The following is a 15,604-nucleotide window of genomic DNA, read 5'->3' as shown; positions in this document are numbered from 1 at the left end:
GCCATAGCCTCGGTACTGGTATTCCCTTCGCTATTCTTCCCGTTTGAAGGACGGCTTGAAGGAACCCTGTACTCCTTCATCATTTTCTCGTTTGCCTTTATTGCACGTCCGATCGGCACCGTGCTGTCGATGGCCATCCAGCGCCGCTTCGGGCGCGAAGTCAAACTGACCATTGCCCTCTTCCTGCTGGGATCGACCACCGCCGGTATTGCCTTCCTGCCGCCGTATTCCGATTGGGGCTTCAATGCCGTGATCATTCTGGCTCTGCTGCGTATTGGCCAGGGCCTGGYGCTGGGCGGCTCCTGGGACGGCCTGCCGTCGCTGCTGGCCCTGAACGCGCCGGAAAACAAGCGCGGATGGTACGCGATGCTGGGCCAATTGGGCGCACCGGTGGGCTTCGTGATTGCCGCCGGCGTGTTCTGGTATCTGATCTCCACGCTGGACAATCTGGACTTCATGGACTGGGGCTGGCGCTATCCCTTCTACGTGGCTTTCGCCATCAACGTGGTCGCGCTGTTTGCCCGCCTGCGCCTGATTTCCACCAATGAATATTCGCACCTGCTGGAAGAACGCGAACTGCAGCCGATCAGCGTCAGCGAAATGACCCACTCGCAAGGCCGCAACGTGGTGATCGGCGCACTGGCTGCGCTGGCCAGCTATGCACTGTTCCACCTGGTGACGGTGTTCCCACTGTCCTGGATTAACCTGTATTCGCCGCGCACGGTAACGGGCTTCCTGATGACCGAGATGGAAGGCGTTTGCCTGATGGCGATTGGCGTCGTGGCCTCCGGCTTCATCGCCGACCGTTTCGGCCGCCGCAATACCCTGGGCACGCTGGCTGGTCTGATCGCCATCTTCAGCTTCTTCCTGCCGGCGCTGTTCAATGGCGGTGAAGCAGGACAGGACGCCTTCATCCTGATCGGCTTCACCCTGCTGGGTCTGTCCTACGGCCAGGCCGCCGGTGCGGTGACGGCCAATTTCCCTGCCCGCTTCCGCTACACCGGCGCCGCGCTGACGTCGGATCTGGCCTGGCTGGTCGGCGCCGGTTTCGCGCCCCTGGTCGCGCTGGGCGTGTCGGCCAAGTTCGGTCTGGCTTATGTCGGTCTCTACCTGCTGTCCGGCGCAGTCTGCTCCATGGCGGCACTGAGCCTGAACCGGGCCCTGGACATCAAGAACTGATCGCCAACCCGCTCCACGCAAAAGCCCGCAATCGCGGGCTTTTTGCTTTATAGGCGCTGGCTATGATGGCCATTAAAAAGTTTTCCGTGCATAAATTATTCACCGGCCTATACTGAAGCCATCGAATCGCACGCTACTTAATAGCCAACTATCCAAAGGAAAAGATCATGAACCGCTCTTACATCGCCATCTCCGCCCTTCTTTTCGCAATCGCCGGTTCCGCTTCGGCCATGCCTGCAGTCAAAGTGACCGCGCCAGCGGCCGCCGTCAACAGCGGCGAAGGCTATCAGGGCAACACCAGCTTCGTCTCGACCAAAACCCGCGCCCAAGTGGTGCAGGAACTGCGCGAAGCGCAACAGCGCGGTGAAATCTATGCCGGCGAAGCCTATCCAGGTCCATTCCCGGCATCCGTGAAAGCGCGCAGCGCGGTAGTGGCTGAACTGGCAGGCGTCCGCATCGCTGCCGACGACGGCTCCTTCGTCCGCTAAATTTAATCGGCGTGCGTGCCCGGTCGCTGTTACCGGGCATGTTGCCGATCTCATCACACCGCCCTTCCGCCCCGCCTGCGCAAGCCGCGCCGGCACCAAAGGCCGTCGCTCCGCCGCAAGTCAATGCGGGCATCGACAAGCTGGCCGCTATCCGTGAACGCATCACCCAAATCAAGCAGCTGATCGAGCAGTTGCGCCAGATGCTAGCGTCGCTGGGTGGTTCCGCAGCCAAGTCCGTACTCCGGCAAATCGGGCAATTGGCGGCCGAGCTCGGGCAATTGGCTTCCGCGCTGAAAGCAGCAGGTGATAGCGGGAGCTCAGCCGCGCCTGCTGCGCCGTCCGCGCCCGCAAGCGCACCGCCCGCCGACGAAGGACGGGCCGCTTACGCCGAGCAGCAGCAAGCCGCCGAGACCGACACGCTTCCAGCCGAGTCCGGGGCATCCAGCACGCCGTCGAAGCAAAGCGTCCAGGACGATCTGGACGACATCGAAGAACTGCGCAAGGCGCTGCATTGGCTGAAAAAACAGGCCGAGCGCGTCCTGGAGCAGGAGAAGCGTGTGCACCCCGAATAGGTGCTATGCTGGATCTACACCCCGCCACACGGAGGTCTTATGTCCGCATCCCATGACACCTATACCCGGCAACAAGGTCAAAAAAAGACCTACGATGTCGAGTACACCGCACTGCGCTACAAAATCTCGCTCGATGGCAAAGTGCTGAAGAACATCGAACTGCCCATCAAAGTCGGCGCCATCCATGGTGCCGACGACGTATGGACGAATGCCGTACGCGATATCGAGTATTTGCGAGGAATGCCCGAGGCGTAGCCTTCAGACCGGCAACACCCGTCCGCGAATCCGGGACAGGTAGGTGCGGAGCACTTCAGGGTCAACCGGCTTGACCAGGTGGTGCTGCATGCCGGCGTCCGCAGCGCGCCGGCGCGCATCATCGTGGCCCCATCCTGTCATGGCGATGAACACGATCTCTTCATCGCCCATGCGCTCGCGGATGCGGCGCGTGACTTCGTAGCCTTCCATATCAGGCAAGCCGATATCCATCAAGATAGCGTGTGGATGCATGCGCTGCGCCAGTTCGATGGCGGCAGCGCCATCGTTTGCCATGTCGACCGCATAGCCATCCATTTCGAGCATCATCTGCAGCATGTCGGCGCCGTCTTTGTTGTCGTCCACGATCATGATGCGGACCTGGTCTTCCGCGCCATGCAGCGACGGCTTCTGCGCCAGCCGCTCCTGGCTGCCCCGCTCCACCACCACGATAGGCATGCGCATGATGAACTCGCAGCCCCTGCCCGCGCCATCGCTGGACGCATGCACCGTTCCGCCATGCATGCGGGTAAAGCGTTGCGCCAGACTGAGTCCGATACCCAACCCGCCGAGCGAATGCGAGCGTCCCGCTTCGCCCTGCACGAACAATTCAAAAATATGCGACAGCGCTTCCGGCTCAAGTCCCGCGCCATGGTCGCGTACAGCGAACACAATTTCGTTGCCCTCCACCCGCACGTGCAAATGGATGGTCGAACCCGGCGGCGAAAACTTGACCGCGTTACCCAGCACATTGGCCAGGCTCTGGACCAGCCGCGCACGATCGCCCACCAGCAGCACATTGCCTGCCGGCTGAAGCAAATCGAGCGTGTGCCTGCCCGCTTCAATCTGCTGGCGGCAGATTTCCACCGCGTGCTGGACTACGGTGGCAACGCTGACCCGCTCGCGCTGCAGCGTGACCTTGTCGTTGGTGATGCGCGCCACGTCGAGCAGATCGTCCACCAGCCGCGTCAGATGCTTGACCTGACGCTCTACAATCTGTGTGATGTTGCGGACCTTGGGGCCGCTGTCCGGCATGGCATTCAGCACATCCATGGCGGTGCGGATTGGCGCCAGCGGATTGCGCAGCTCATGGCCCAGAATCGCGAGGAATTCATCCTTGTGGCGGTCGACCTCACGCATCTCATACTGGCGCCGGCGCGCACGCCGCGCGGACAAGGCCGCGCTGACCAGCGTGGCGCTGCGCACCGGACGCTCAAGCAAGGTCACATTGCCCACTTGCTCAAAGATGCGGCGGATGCCGGGCGAATCCAGGCCCTGCTTGCTCAACACCACCACCGGCAAGTCCGACCAGGTTGGCTGGGCCGCGAGAAATTCCGTGAGCTCCTGCAGGAATTCAGCGTTGAACGCTTCTTCAATGACAAACAATGCCGCAGCGCCTGCGCGAAGCTCTTGCACGACATTTGCCCAGTTCAGCGCAGATATGGCAATTGAGGCGTACGTGTTCCAGCACCTGATTGATCAGGCGTCCATCCTTGCCCACCGGGGCAAAGATCACGATACGCTGTTCGATCTCAGTCATGCTTTCCTTCATCCTTGCCATCGCTGACACGGACAGGTACACCGGTCAGAATGCCACGGAAGTCCTTCAGCACCGCTCCTACCTTGATGCCTTGACTGGTGATGGCAAACGAGCGTAGCGTCGTCTCATGCTGGCTGCCGCGCTTCTTGAATACCGACAGCGCCTTATGCACCGCGCCACCGGCCTCGTAATAGCGCAGGACCAGCACGTTATCGGCGAGGTAGCTGACGTCCACGGTACTGCCCATCGGACCGATGATGCCTTGCTGCACGCCGATCAGGAAGGTCACTACGCCGCGCTGGCCCAGGTAGGTCAGCACCTCGCGCAAATGGGTGGTGAGGAAGCGCACTTCGGGCATCGCGTTCAGGTAGCCATTCAGACTGTCGATCACGATGACCTTGGCGCCGTCATCGGCTGCTTTACAGACGGCATGCGAAAACTGGCCGGGTGTCAGTTCGGCCGGATCGATCTGGTTCACGGTCAGCAGTCCGGAATCCAGCGGAGCGCGCAAGTTCACGCCAATGCCCTCGGCGCGGTTCAGCAGCGTGTTGAACGACTCTTCGAACACGAACATGGCCGCGCTTTGCTTGCGGTCCGTAACAGCCTTGACGAACTGCACCGCGAGACTGGATTTGCCGGTGCCGGGCGGACCTGAGATCAAAGTACTGGAGCCCTCTTCCAGTCCACCGCCGAGCAGTGCGTCGAGGGCCGGCAGACCGCTCGATACCTGCGGCCGGCGCACCAGTTCACGCGATTCGGCCGCCACAATGCGCGGATAGGCGACCATGCCTCCGGTGATGATGACGTAATCGTGCGGACCGCGCCGGTAGTCGATGCCCCGGTATTTCAGCACGCGCAAAACGCGCCGCTCGGCGCCATAGCCCGACTCAATCTGCTGCAACGAAATGACCGCGTGCGCAATGCTGCGCACCTGCTGGTCGCCGCCAACCGCGGTCTTGTCGTCCAACAGCAGCGCGGTACAGGCCCGCTTGGCAAAGTATTGTTTCAGCGCGAGCACGTGGCGCCGATAGCGCAAGGGGCTACCTGCCAGCAACTGAAGTTCAGACAAGGAATCCAGTACCACGCGCGACGGGCTGAGCCGCTCGATCTGCGAAAGGATGAGCCGGTTGGTTTCGCCCAGTTCCACTTCGGAGGGATGGAAGACCGTGTACTGCTCATCCGGATCGAGCACACTTTCGGCCGGGATTACYTCATGCACGGTAATGCCGTCCATCGAAAAGCCATGCGACTGCGCGACCGCATGCAGCTCGACGTCATTTTCAGCCAGGGTAATGTAAAGCACCTGCTCGCCGCGCCTGGCGCCTTCCACCAGGAACTGCAGGGCCATGGTGGTTTTGCCGGTGCCGGGATCGCCTTCCAGCAAATAGAGCCTGTCCTTGGTCAGACCTCCACCGAGGATGGAGTCCAGCCCGGGAACGCCGGTCGAAATGAACGCATCGGTCTGCTGATTCTGCGGCTGGAGCATAGTGACCCTGCACGAAGAAGTTGTCGACAAGTCACTATATCATTTGTTGCCGTTTGGCCTGTTTCGTTTGGCTGGCGACTCTACGACTCTCGCGGCTTCGGCTCCAGTGACGAATCGATGGTCGCATGGTGTCCATGCATGCGGCGAGCCCCGGCCTCCGCACTCAATACGCGCTCAATGACTTGAGCAGGCGTACCGGAGGCCACCAAATACCGCCGTGCGTGCGCCTTCCCCGCGATCAAAAGCAAGGCAATCCCCTGCTGAACTTTCTCAGCCATGGCGAAATCCTTGCGCCGGAAAGTGTCGATGGATGAGGTCAWGATTCCCCCCGAGCCAATATCAGCTTCCAGTTTACACGCCATCCACCATTCGTCCATCCACACCATGGGGTCAGATCCGACATTCGTACACGAACTCATCCTATACGAGCTCAAATACCGCTGCACGGCTCCAAGAAGAAATGCAGCTCTGCTTACCTAGATTTAGGGATGTTGCAGCATCCGCCGCGGGTGTACCCTATGACCTCCATTCCGGGTGCTCAGTCTCATAGGCCGATTCCTGTACTCGATGCGTTCAAGCGCCAAGAGCACCAACACTTCAATCAATCTCTTATTGGAGGTACCAGCGATGCCTACGATCACCACTCCGGACGGCGTAAAGATCTTCTATAAGGACTGGGGGACCGGTCAGCCGATCATCTTCAGCCATGGCTGGCCCCTGTCGGCCGACGACTGGGACGCCCAGATGATGTTTTTCCTGCACCACGGCTACCGGGTGATCGCCCATGACCGGCGTGGGCACGGCCGGTCCGAGCAAGTCGGCACCGGTAACGACATGGACCACTGGGTCGCCGACCTCGCGGCACTGACCGAACAGCTCGGCATCCGCAATGCGGTCCACATCGGGCACTCCACCGGCGGCGGCGAGGTGGCCCGCTATGTCGCCCGCCACCAGGAGCGGGTCGCCAAGGCAGTGCTGGTGGCCTCGTTGACGCCGAACATGGTGAAAACCGACGCGAACCCTGCCGGCCAGCCGCAGGAATGGTTCGACGGAGTCAGGGCTGGCATGCTTGGCAACCGGTCGGAGTTTTACCGGGCAGTCCCGGAGGGGCCGTTCTACGGATTCAACCGTCCGGGCGCCAAGCCGTCTGAGCCGGTGATCGCGAACTGGTGGCGCCAGGGCATGGCTGGCAGCGCCCATGCCCATTACGAGACCGTCTCCTCCTGGCTGGAGGACTACACCGAAGATCTGAAGAAGATCACTGTGCCGGTCCTGGTGATGCATGGCGAAGACGACCAGATCGTCCCGTTCGCCAGTGCCGTGCCGCGCGCGGTTGACCTGCTCGCGAACGGCAAACTGAAGGCATACCCTGGCTTCCCCCATGGCATGCTGACCACCCACGCCGACGTCCTCAACCCCGACCTTCTCGCGTTTATCAAATCCTGACGGGACGCTGGCCCGAACCAGAACCAGGCAATTCGAGTGGCGCGCTCCATGGGGGCGCCACTCGCCCCACCTGTCCGCTTAGGGTTGCAGATTCAACGGGTCGACGACCCACTCGGCGTTAGCGCCGGCGCAATTCGCTCGGACTGAAACCGATAGTGCGCTTAAAGACTCGGCTAAACGCGCTTGGAGAGTCGTATCCCACCGCGAGTGCGGCTTGCTGCAAGGTGCGGCCTTCATGCTTGATGAGCTGGCGCGCCCGCTGCATACGCCAGCCGGTCAGGTAACTTAGTGGAGACTGTCCCACGACTTGCTTAAACCGCGCCGCAAAGGCAGAACGCGACATGGCGGCCTCTTTGGCGAGCGCCGAAAGTGCCCACGGATACTCGAGACGTCCGTGCATAGCACCGACCGCCCGGCTAAGCTGCGGATCAGCCATGGCGGCGAGCCAGCTTCCGTTCGGCAGGACACCGCTGTTGGCGTAGGCGCGAATCGCATACACGAAGATCAGCTCATAAAAGCGGACGATGGCTGATTCCGACGCCAAGCCGGGTTGCGTCAGCTCCAGCGAAAGCAACTCCAATACATTACTGATCGCCCTCCCCTGTACCTGCTTTGCCGTCAGATGCATGAAGCGCGGCAGCACGGACAGGATGGGTTCCGATTGCAGTTGGTCGACCTCCCTCTTCGCAGCAGCTCCGCGCATCCTGTTGCAGCAGGACAGAACTCGGACCCGGCATGCCAGGCAATTGCTTACGAATGCTTCCGATGGCGGCCGGCAAGCACGTTGCCCCAAGTAAGCGTAAGCCGGTCAATTGATGAAGACCCTGCGAGTGCGCATTCGACCGTCCATACACACGTTATGGAAAGTACCTCCAGCTGCCTTCCGACACTACCGCAACCTTGCCCTCGTCCACCGTGATGGCCGTCTGGTCGTCGATGGCATATGCCGGGCCGCCAATACCAGCCGCCCAGCGTTCGGCGTTTGCCAGCGAGTTCTCGGGCATGGACGCGTTGTCCAGGTGGGGATAGATTGAGAAGTCGACCAGGCCCAAGGTACGGTCCCCATTGGGCGAGCGCCAGTTCACGAAGTCCYCACCGATGCGCGGCGTCATGACCATACTGCCAGCGCTGACGCCAACCCAGACCAGCTTCGGCAGCGATGGAAGAAATGCCGCAAGCCCAGACTGCGTCATCCAGTGGGACAAGTAACAGGCATCACCACCATCCACCAGCAACACGTCAGCGTCGCTCACCCACGGCTGCCACCGCTCAGGTCCGATGCTGGGAAGCGCAGTGAGTTCCAGCAGGCCCACTGACTTCCAGCCCAAGTCGCTCATCGGCGATGGCGACTTCCCTGCCACAAAGCGCCAGGCCGACGCAGGGGTGCACATGGGGTGGCCGTATTCCGCAGTGGGTATGCAGAGGGCCTGGCACTCGCCAAGCGGTTTACCGAGGAGAGCGGCGAGTGCACTGCGGATGCTGGCATTCGTAACTCCACCGGAAGTAAGCAGCAGCTTCATATTCTTAAGGAAGTCTCGCGCGACGTGGATAGCATCGTGCGGCAGCGATGCGGCCATGATTCAAGCCATCGCCAAGGGCGCCTGGTCCTGTTATCGACCGATATCCATGTTTCAACGCGAAGGCGGCAGTAGGCCGAAGCATAGCATCTTGTGCCGGTGACATCGTCACAGCCATGCGATCTGGTCCGGCGTCTCACTGCAAGGCTTCACGCTTGCCAGCCCGAGGGACGCAGACGCTCAACGGACCGGCCACCATGCCTCACAGCGGCTTTTCCTAAAATTCTACGATGTCCACGTCAATCATTTTTTGTGCTGTTGTAGCGATGCTGAACGTGATTAATGGAGACAATCTGGCCGCGACCTACCTTCTAACATTCTATGTGCCAATACGCTCGCGCTAACGCGGCAACAGAACCAGGAGGCAAACATGGTATTGCGAACTGTGACCGTCGCCAAACGCCTTGGCATCGGTTTTAGTCTGGTCTCGCTCCTGCTGCTGGTGATCATCGCACTCGGGCTGCGCAGCATGCAGCAAATTCAAGCGCGCATGATCGAGATTACCAATGTCAACGATGTGCAAACCCGGCTGGCACAGACGATGGATCTCACGGTGACAGAGCGGGCCCTGGCGTTGCGCAACCTGATTCTGCTTAAGGAAGATCAGGAAATCCGAATCGAAATCAAGCGCATCGCCGATCAGGAAAGAAAATACGCGGATGCGCTGGACAAGTTAAGCAAGATGTTCTCGGACCTCAGCCTCACTACCCCGGAGGAAACCAAGCTGCTGGCGGACATACGCCAGCAAGGCGAACTGGCAGCGCCACTTTACAAGCAAGCGCAAGCACTCGCGCAACACCAGCAGCAGGACCAGGCCTACCAATTGCTGCGCTATCAATTCCGCCCCGTACAAAAGCAATGGTGGGACCTGCTGCGCCAGCTGATCACCCTGGAGGACAAACAGAACGCCGACGCGGTGGCTGTCGCCCAGGCGGCCTATGACAGCGCACGCCAGCAGATACTCGTGGTGGGCACGCTGGCCGTGCTGTCCAGCATCGCCGCCGCGTGGCTGATCACCCGCAGTCTGGTGCACGAGCTGGGCTGTGAGCCAACTGAAGCCGCGGCCATTGCCAATGAAATCGCGGCCGGCAACCTGACCGTACCGATTCATCCCCGCGACGGTGACAAGCACAGTCTGCTTTGGGCCATGCTCACCATGCGCGACGGCCTGACCCGCATCGTCGGCCAGGTCTACACCAGCAGTGACACGATCGCCAGCGCAGCAGGGCAAATTGCCAATGGCAACCTCGATCTGTCCTCTCGCACCGAACATCAGGCCAGTACGCTGGAGGAAACGGCGTCGTCGATGGAGGAGCTGACCAGCACGGTACGCTTGAACACCGACCGGGCCCGCCAGGCCAATGGCTTGGCCGCGAGCGCCTCCGATGTCGCAGCCAAAGGCGGGGCGATGGTGGCCCAGGTTGTCGATACCATGGCGGCAATCGACAGCTCCTCCCACAAAATTGTCGACATCATTGCCGTCATTGACAGCATCGCCTTCCAGACCAATATTCTGGCGCTGAATGCAGCCGTCGAAGCAGCGCGCGCGGGCGAACAGGGGCGCGGCTTTGCGGTCGTCGCCAGCGAAGTGCGCACGCTGGCGCAGCGCAGCGCCGCAGCCGCCCAGGAAATCAAGGAACTGATCGGCGATTCGGTCAACAAAGTACAGGCCGGGAATAGCCTGGTGTCGCGGGCCGGCGCGACGATGGATGAGGTGATCTCCAGCGTCAAACGGGTGACCGACATCATGTCCGAGATCATGGTGGCCAGCCAGGAACAGTCGGCGGGCATCGAGCAGATCAACACGGCGGTGACCCAGATGGACGACGTCACCCAGCAAAACGCCGCGCTGGTTGAAGAAGCAGCTGCGGCCGCGCAAGCCATGCAGGACCAGGTCAACAGCCTGAACCTGGTTGTCAGCACTTTCCGGCTGGCCGGCGCGCACCACGGCACCTCCTCAGCTGTGATCCCAGTGCCCCAGACCGCCAAGCCCTTGCGGCGGGTTGACCACGCCGCCGCTGCATCGGTCCACAGCATTGGCCAAACCACCACGCAACTTACTGGCGGCTAGCACGGAAGAACGACATCGCGCGCACCGGCAATTTACAGCGGCATCGCGCAGCGCCAAACGGGAACCATGCCGCCCTAGTCTGCCCCGCCGGCTTGCCGTGCTGTTTGGCCGCGTCGCGTTGCGATTCCGGTTGGAGCGCGCGCGTCTGGATCTCCTGCTTTTCGCCGGCGTAGCGGGCTAAGGCGGCACGGTAGTCCGCCCCCTTGCTGGCATACGCTGCCGGCGCGGGATTCTCCAAGGCCAGCGCCCGGGCCTCCAGAACGGGATGCGGACTTACCGTTCCCAGTGGCCGCGCGTCCATTCCCATTCATTGTGGCGCCAGGTCCAATGACCGGGGCCCCGGAAATGGCTCAGACTTGGTGCCACGGTAATCTGCTCCACGATGACCGGTGGCATCGGGCGCGCGCTGCCCTTGTGCCCGTGGCCAGGCTGCCACTGCCAGCCCTGGTCGCGCCAAGCCCAGTGGCCCTGAATCCAGGTGTATCCGGGCGCAAGCGGCTGTGGGACCGCTTCCGCGACCGGCGCCGGCATCGGGCGCACGGCCACTGGCGCCAGTTCTCCGCGCTGCACTGGCACGAAGCTGCTCCGTCCGCGTACAATCGCGAGCGCGGGCGTCCCCACGGGAACGGGACGTCCGCCTTCCGACCCATCTTGCCAAAGGACCGCATGAGCGAAAGAAAACAGTTTTTCCCGCGCCAGGTCGTGGACGCCGGCAACCGGTGGGATTGGGCTCTGCTGCCCATCGTGCTGGCGGTGCTAATCCTGCTGGCCTATGGCGGCGCGCAGATGGCGCACCCGTACAATCTGGGAGAGCCGCTGCCGCTGTCGCTGGCTCCCACGGCCTTGCCCTACTACCTGCTGCGCACTACCCTGCGGATGTTCATTGCGCTGGGCGCCTCGCTGATCTTCAGCTGCGTGTTCGCCGTCCTGGCCACCAAATACCGCGTCGCCGAAAAAGTGCTGGTGCCGCTGCTGGACATTCTGCAGTCGATTCCCATCCTCGGCTTCCTGTCGATCACGGTCACCGCCTTCATCGCCCTCTTCCCTGGCAATCTGCTGGGCGTGGAATGCGCCGCCATCTTCGCCATTTTTACCTCGCAGGCCTGGAACATGGCCTTCAGCGCGTATCAGGGATTCCGCATCGTTCCGGCCGAGCTGCTGGAAGCCGCGACCGTGTTCCAGCTGTCCGGATGGCAGCGCTTCTGGCGCCTGGAGCTGCCGTTTGCGGTACCGGGCCTGCTGTGGAATATGATGATGTCGATGTCCGGCGGCTGGTTCTTCGTGGTCGCCGCGGAGGCGATCTCGGTCTCGGGCCAGTCCATCAAGCTGCCCGGCGTCGGATCGTTCATCGCGCTGGCCATCGAACAGCGCGACCTGGCGGCGATCGGCTGGGCCATCGGCGCCATGCTGATCGGCGTGCTGCTGTACGACCAGTTGTTCTTCCGCCCCCTGCTGGCGTGGGCCGACAAGTTCCGTGTCGAAGAATCCGGCGGCGACACCGCCCAGCAGTCGTGGCTGCTGACCTGGCTGCGCCGCACGGAACGCATCCAGGGCTTCGCGCTGCGGCTGGTCGGTCTCCTGGAACGCTCGTTCTCCCTGTTCCGCCGGCACCACGACGGCACCTCGGTGCGCGCCCAGCCGCCGGCGAAATCAGCGGCGACAGAACGTATCTGGGACGCCATCATCGCGGCCCTGGTGCTGTACGCGGCCTGGACCCTGGTGCACTTCGTGCACACCGAGGTCGGCTGGTCCGAGGCGGGCCGTGTTTGCGTGCTCGGTTTGTACACCCTGTGCCGCGTCATGCTGCTCCTGGTTCTGGCGGCCCTGGTCTGGGTTCCGGTCGGCGTTGCGATCGGCTTGAATCCACGCCTGGCGCAGCGCGTGCAGGCCGTCGCGCAATTCCTGGCCGCCTTCCCGGCCAACCTGATGTTTCCCGTGGCTGTGGTGGGCATCGTGCATTTCAAACTGAACCCGGATATCTGGCTGTCGCCACTGATGATTCTCGGCACCCAGTGGTATCTGCTCTTCAACGTGATCGCCGGCGCTTCCACCATTCCGTCCGAACTGCGTTATGCGACCCAGAATTTCGGCCTGTCCGGCTGGCTCAAATGGCGGCGCTACCTGCTGCCGGCGATCTTCCCGAGCTTTGTCACGGGCGCCATCACCGCCACCGGCGGATCGTGGAATGCCAGCATCGTGGCCGAATACGTCACCTGGGGCAGCACCACCCTGCAGGCGCATGGCATCGGCAGCTATATCGCCGAGATGACGGCCAAGGGCGATTTTCCCCGCATCGCGCTGGGCATTGGCATCATGTGCATCCTGGTCATGGGCCTGAACCATTTCGTCTGGCGCCGGCTGTACCTCCTGGCCGAGAACCGGCTGCATTTCTAAGCGCATCGCACGCATCAATTCAAGGACCCGCCCATGCCAACGCCTATTCTCGAACTGTCCGGAGTCGGAAAATCCTTCCGCGCCGCGGATGGCTCCGCCCGTCCCGTGCTCGACAACGTGGACTTCACCCTGCACGAGGGGGAAATCGTGGCCCTGCTGGGGCAATCCGGTTCCGGCAAATCCACCATGCTGCGTATTCTGGCGGGACTGATCGGCGCCGACAGTGGCCAGGTCATGTACCACGGCATGCCCCTGCACGGTGCTGCCCGCGGCATCCGCATGGTGTTCCAGTCGTTCGCGCTGTTCCCCTGGCTGACCGTGCAGAAGAACGTCGAACTGGGACTGGAGGCGCAAGGCGTGGCCCAGGCCGAGCGCGCGCAGCGCGCCGAAAAAGTCATCGATCTGATCGGTCTGTCTGGCTTCGAAGGCGCGTTACCGCGCGAGCTGTCCGGCGGCATGCGCCAGCGCGTGGGCATCGCGCGCGCGCTGGTGATGGAGCCGGAAGTGCTGCTGATGGACGAAGCCTTCTCCGCCCTCGACGTGCTGACGGGCGAGCGCCTGCGCGAGGAAATCCTCGATCTGTGGGAGTCCGGCAAAATTCCCACCAAGGCTATTCTGGTGGTGTCGCATAACATCGAGGAAGCGGTCATGATGGCCGACCGGGTGCTGATCTTCGCCAGCAATCCTGGCCGCGTCCGCGCCGAACTGCCGATTGCCCTGCCGCGCCCGCGTACCGTCGACGCCAACGAAGTGCGCCAGCTGATCGACGAGGTTTACGGCCTGATGACCGCGGGCTCCGCGCGGGCCGGCCGCAGCACCAGCGATAAGGAGGCCAAGCTGCAACTGGGCGATCGGCTGCCGGAAGCCGACAGCGCACGCATCGAAGGCGTGCTGGAACTGCTGCAGGAGGAGCCCTTCCATGGCAGCGCCGACTTGCCGAAGCTGGCCGAGGAAACCGAACTGACCGACCGCGAACTGCTGGAGGTGTCGATCGCCCTGGCCCTGCTCGGTTTTGCCAGCCTGGCGCACGGCGACATTGCCATCACGCCGCTCGGGCAGCAGTTTGTCGCCGGCGACCATACCGAGCGCCAGACCATCTTTGCGGGCCAGCTGCTGGAGCACGTCCCCCTGGTGGCCTATATCTKCCACGGCCTGGAACAGGACCGGTCGGGTGATCTGCCCAAGGAACTGTTCCTGCGGCTGCTGCGCTTCACGCTCAACCCCGAGGAGGCGGAAAGCGCGCTGCGCGTCGCCATCGAATGGGGCCGCTATGCCAACCTGTTCGAGTACACCTTCCACACCGGAACGATTCAACTGCCCAGGGGCGAAGCCGACGAATAGCAGCAGTCTCACGTACTGACCATAAGAAACGCTCCATGCGGCCGTCTACCAAGTGGTTAAACACACTGATATCGGCCATGAAGCGCTTAGCTGAAATGACCATGGTCAGGCACTGGCCCCAGGCACGCGCTGTGCGATGGGCGTGGCGACAATCACGGAAGTATTGGTGGTCGCATATGGCAGCAGCTGGTCAATCAGGGCCTCCAGATGGGCGACAGAGGGAACCATCGCCTTCGCGATGAAGCAGTCCTCACCGGTCACCCGGTCGCACGAAACCACTTCGCCCATCGTCCTCAACAGCGCCGCCACTCGCTCCAGTTCGCCGGGCATCGGGCGGATGCGCAGGTACACCCCTATCGGCAAGCCAATTGCGGCCGGATTGATGCGCGCGGAATAGCCTTCGATCACCCCGGCTTCCTCGAGCCGGCGTACGCGTTCGGCCGTGCTAGGCGCCGATAATCCGATTTGCTGGGCCAGCTCGCGCATCGGCATGCGTGCATCCTGCGTCAGTCCTTGCAGGATGGCCGTATCGAAGGCATCCAGTTCTCCATTTGCATAGCGGAAACGTTTCATCGCAGTTCCATCACAGAAAGACCTGAAATAAGGCGAAATATCATATTTCCCTTGGAAGTATAGGGAATTGGTGAAATTCACGCTACATTACCCATGTACTCCTGCCTGTACGGTGTTCAGAATAGTCATCCATTCAACTGCAATCTTTCCTATTCTCTCCTTCTGAATAATCAGCAGATCTATGGACTATGTGAATCTCGGCCATTCCGGCCTTAAGGTATCTCCTATCGGCCTCGGCTGCATGAGCTACGGCGTGCAGGCACGCGAATGGCGCACTGACGAAGCCACGGGRCGCGACTACATTCGCCAAGCCCTCGAGTCAGGCATCAACCTGTTCGACACCGCCGACATGTACGGTGGCGGCGAGAGCGAAGAAGTTCTGGGGCGCGCACTGCGCGATTTCGCCGTGCGCGACGATGTCGTCATCGCGACCAAGGTGTATTATCCGATGCGGCCTGGTCCAAACGGACGCGGCCTGTCGCGCAAGGCAATCTGCGCCGGCGTTGATGCCAGTCTGCGCAGGCTGGGCACCGACTACATCGACCTCTACCAGATTCACCGCTGGGACCCGTGCACGCCGATCGAGGAGACGCTGGAAGCGCTGCACGATCTGGTCAAGGCCGGCAAGGTACGCTATCTGGGCGCGTCGTCAATGTACGCCTGGCAGTTCTGCAAGGCGCTATAC

Annotated in this window: 18 protein-coding genes; 9 read left to right on the top strand and 9 right to left on the bottom strand. The window is 62.0% G+C overall.

Annotation, left to right across the window (positions count from 1 at the left end):
- The 4 genes from AB4Z11_RS05555 to AB4Z11_RS05540 form a co-directional block, all read left to right on the top strand.
- On the top strand, positions 1-1,179 hold a 1,179-nt coding region (locus AB4Z11_RS05555), incomplete at its 5' end, for an MFS transporter (RefSeq protein WP_442023261.1).
- A 167-nt stretch (positions 1,180-1,346) separates the two neighbouring features.
- Positions 1,347-1,667 (top strand): DUF4148 domain-containing protein, encoded by a 321-nt coding sequence (locus AB4Z11_RS05550; RefSeq protein WP_442023259.1) that lies wholly within the window; start codon positions 1,347-1,349, stop codon positions 1,665-1,667.
- Positions 1,668-1,705: 38 nt separating this feature from the next.
- Entirely contained in the window at positions 1,706-2,239 is a 534-nt protein-coding gene (locus AB4Z11_RS05545) for a hypothetical protein (protein ID WP_442023258.1), read from the top strand.
- A 39-nt stretch (positions 2,240-2,278) separates the two neighbouring features.
- Positions 2,279-2,494 carry a hypothetical protein gene (locus AB4Z11_RS05540; RefSeq protein WP_442023256.1) on the top strand — a complete coding sequence of 72 codons (216 nt, stop codon included), beginning with the start codon at positions 2,279-2,281 and terminating at the stop codon, positions 2,492-2,494.
- Between the two features lie 3 nt (positions 2,495-2,497).
- On the opposite strand, the gene AB4Z11_RS05535 is transcribed toward AB4Z11_RS05540, so the two are convergent.
- From AB4Z11_RS05535 to AB4Z11_RS05520, 4 genes are all read right to left on the bottom strand, one after another.
- The gene (locus AB4Z11_RS05535) at positions 2,498-3,877 is read right to left on the bottom strand and encodes a hybrid sensor histidine kinase/response regulator (protein WP_442023254.1); all 1,380 of its coding nucleotides are present in this window, start codon (positions 3,875-3,877) and stop codon (positions 2,498-2,500) included.
- Positions 3,864-4,031 (bottom strand): hypothetical protein, encoded by a 168-nt coding sequence (locus AB4Z11_RS05530; RefSeq protein ID WP_442023252.1) that lies wholly within the window; start codon positions 4,029-4,031, stop codon positions 3,864-3,866. The genes AB4Z11_RS05535 and AB4Z11_RS05530 overlap by 14 nt, the downstream gene beginning before the upstream one ends.
- Positions 4,024-5,517, bottom strand: a complete 1,494-nt coding sequence (locus AB4Z11_RS05525; RefSeq protein WP_442023250.1) for an ATPase domain-containing protein — start codon at positions 5,515-5,517, stop codon at positions 4,024-4,026. The genes AB4Z11_RS05530 and AB4Z11_RS05525 overlap by 8 nt, the downstream gene beginning before the upstream one ends.
- A gap of 80 nt (positions 5,518-5,597) precedes the next feature.
- On the bottom strand, positions 5,598-5,903 hold the full coding sequence (locus AB4Z11_RS05520) for a hypothetical protein (protein ID WP_442023248.1): 306 nt from the start codon (positions 5,901-5,903) through the stop codon (positions 5,598-5,600).
- Positions 5,904-6,144: 241 nt separating this feature from the next.
- On the opposite strand from AB4Z11_RS05520, the gene AB4Z11_RS05515 reads away from it, so the two are divergent.
- Positions 6,145-6,963 carry an alpha/beta fold hydrolase gene (locus AB4Z11_RS05515; protein WP_442023246.1) on the top strand — a complete coding sequence of 273 codons (819 nt, stop codon included), beginning with the start codon at positions 6,145-6,147 and terminating at the stop codon, positions 6,961-6,963.
- Between the two features lie 118 nt (positions 6,964-7,081).
- On the opposite strand, the gene AB4Z11_RS05510 is transcribed toward AB4Z11_RS05515, so the two are convergent.
- Together AB4Z11_RS05510 and AB4Z11_RS05505 are read right to left on the bottom strand one after the other, a co-directional pair.
- Positions 7,082-7,666, bottom strand: a complete 585-nt coding sequence (locus tag AB4Z11_RS05510) for an AraC family transcriptional regulator (protein ID WP_442023244.1) — start codon at positions 7,664-7,666, stop codon at positions 7,082-7,084.
- Positions 7,667-7,820: 154 nt separating this feature from the next.
- On the bottom strand, positions 7,821-8,540 hold the full coding sequence (locus tag AB4Z11_RS05505; protein WP_442023242.1) for a Type 1 glutamine amidotransferase-like domain-containing protein: 720 nt from the start codon (positions 8,538-8,540) through the stop codon (positions 7,821-7,823).
- Positions 8,541-8,910: 370 nt separating this feature from the next.
- On the opposite strand from AB4Z11_RS05505, the gene AB4Z11_RS05500 reads away from it, so the two are divergent.
- Complete coding sequence (locus tag AB4Z11_RS05500; protein WP_442023240.1) at positions 8,911-10,611, top strand: methyl-accepting chemotaxis protein; 1,701 nt, start codon at positions 8,911-8,913, stop codon at positions 10,609-10,611.
- Here the strand turns inward: AB4Z11_RS05500 and AB4Z11_RS05495 are convergent.
- Positions 10,598-10,912: a DUF4337 family protein gene (locus tag AB4Z11_RS05495; RefSeq protein WP_442023238.1), complete on the bottom strand. Its 315-nt coding sequence runs from the start codon at positions 10,910-10,912 to the stop codon at positions 10,598-10,600. The genes AB4Z11_RS05500 and AB4Z11_RS05495 overlap by 14 nt on opposite strands.
- Positions 10,885-11,187, bottom strand: a complete 303-nt coding sequence (locus AB4Z11_RS05490; protein ID WP_442023236.1) for a hypothetical protein — start codon at positions 11,185-11,187, stop codon at positions 10,885-10,887. Before AB4Z11_RS05490 ends, AB4Z11_RS05495 begins: the two co-directional genes overlap by 28 nt.
- 90 nt (positions 11,188-11,277) lie before the next feature.
- On the opposite strand from AB4Z11_RS05490, the gene AB4Z11_RS05485 reads away from it, so the two are divergent.
- Both AB4Z11_RS05485 and AB4Z11_RS05480 read left to right on the top strand, forming a co-directional pair.
- Positions 11,278-13,005: an ABC transporter permease gene (locus tag AB4Z11_RS05485; protein ID WP_442023235.1), complete on the top strand. Its 1,728-nt coding sequence runs from the start codon at positions 11,278-11,280 to the stop codon at positions 13,003-13,005.
- Positions 13,006-13,038: 33 nt separating this feature from the next.
- Entirely contained in the window at positions 13,039-14,346 is a 1,308-nt protein-coding gene (locus AB4Z11_RS05480) for an ABC transporter ATP-binding protein (protein ID WP_442023233.1), read from the top strand.
- A 105-nt stretch (positions 14,347-14,451) separates the two neighbouring features.
- Here the strand turns inward: AB4Z11_RS05480 and AB4Z11_RS05475 are convergent, their stop codons facing one another.
- Positions 14,452-14,919: an Lrp/AsnC family transcriptional regulator gene (locus AB4Z11_RS05475; protein WP_442023231.1), complete on the bottom strand. Its 468-nt coding sequence runs from the start codon at positions 14,917-14,919 to the stop codon at positions 14,452-14,454.
- Between the two features lie 181 nt (positions 14,920-15,100).
- Between AB4Z11_RS05475 and AB4Z11_RS05470 the strand changes: the two genes are divergently transcribed.
- Positions 15,101-15,604, top strand: a 504-nt coding sequence (locus AB4Z11_RS05470; protein WP_442023229.1) for an aldo/keto reductase, incomplete at its 3' end; no start/stop codon positions are given.

The organism is Pseudoduganella sp. RAF53_2, from assembly GCF_052113985.1.
Taxonomy (GTDB): domain Bacteria; phylum Pseudomonadota; class Gammaproteobacteria; order Burkholderiales; family Burkholderiaceae_D; genus Rugamonas.
The sequence above is the reverse complement of the archived record's forward strand: the minus strand, read 5'-3'. Positions and strand labels throughout refer to the sequence as shown.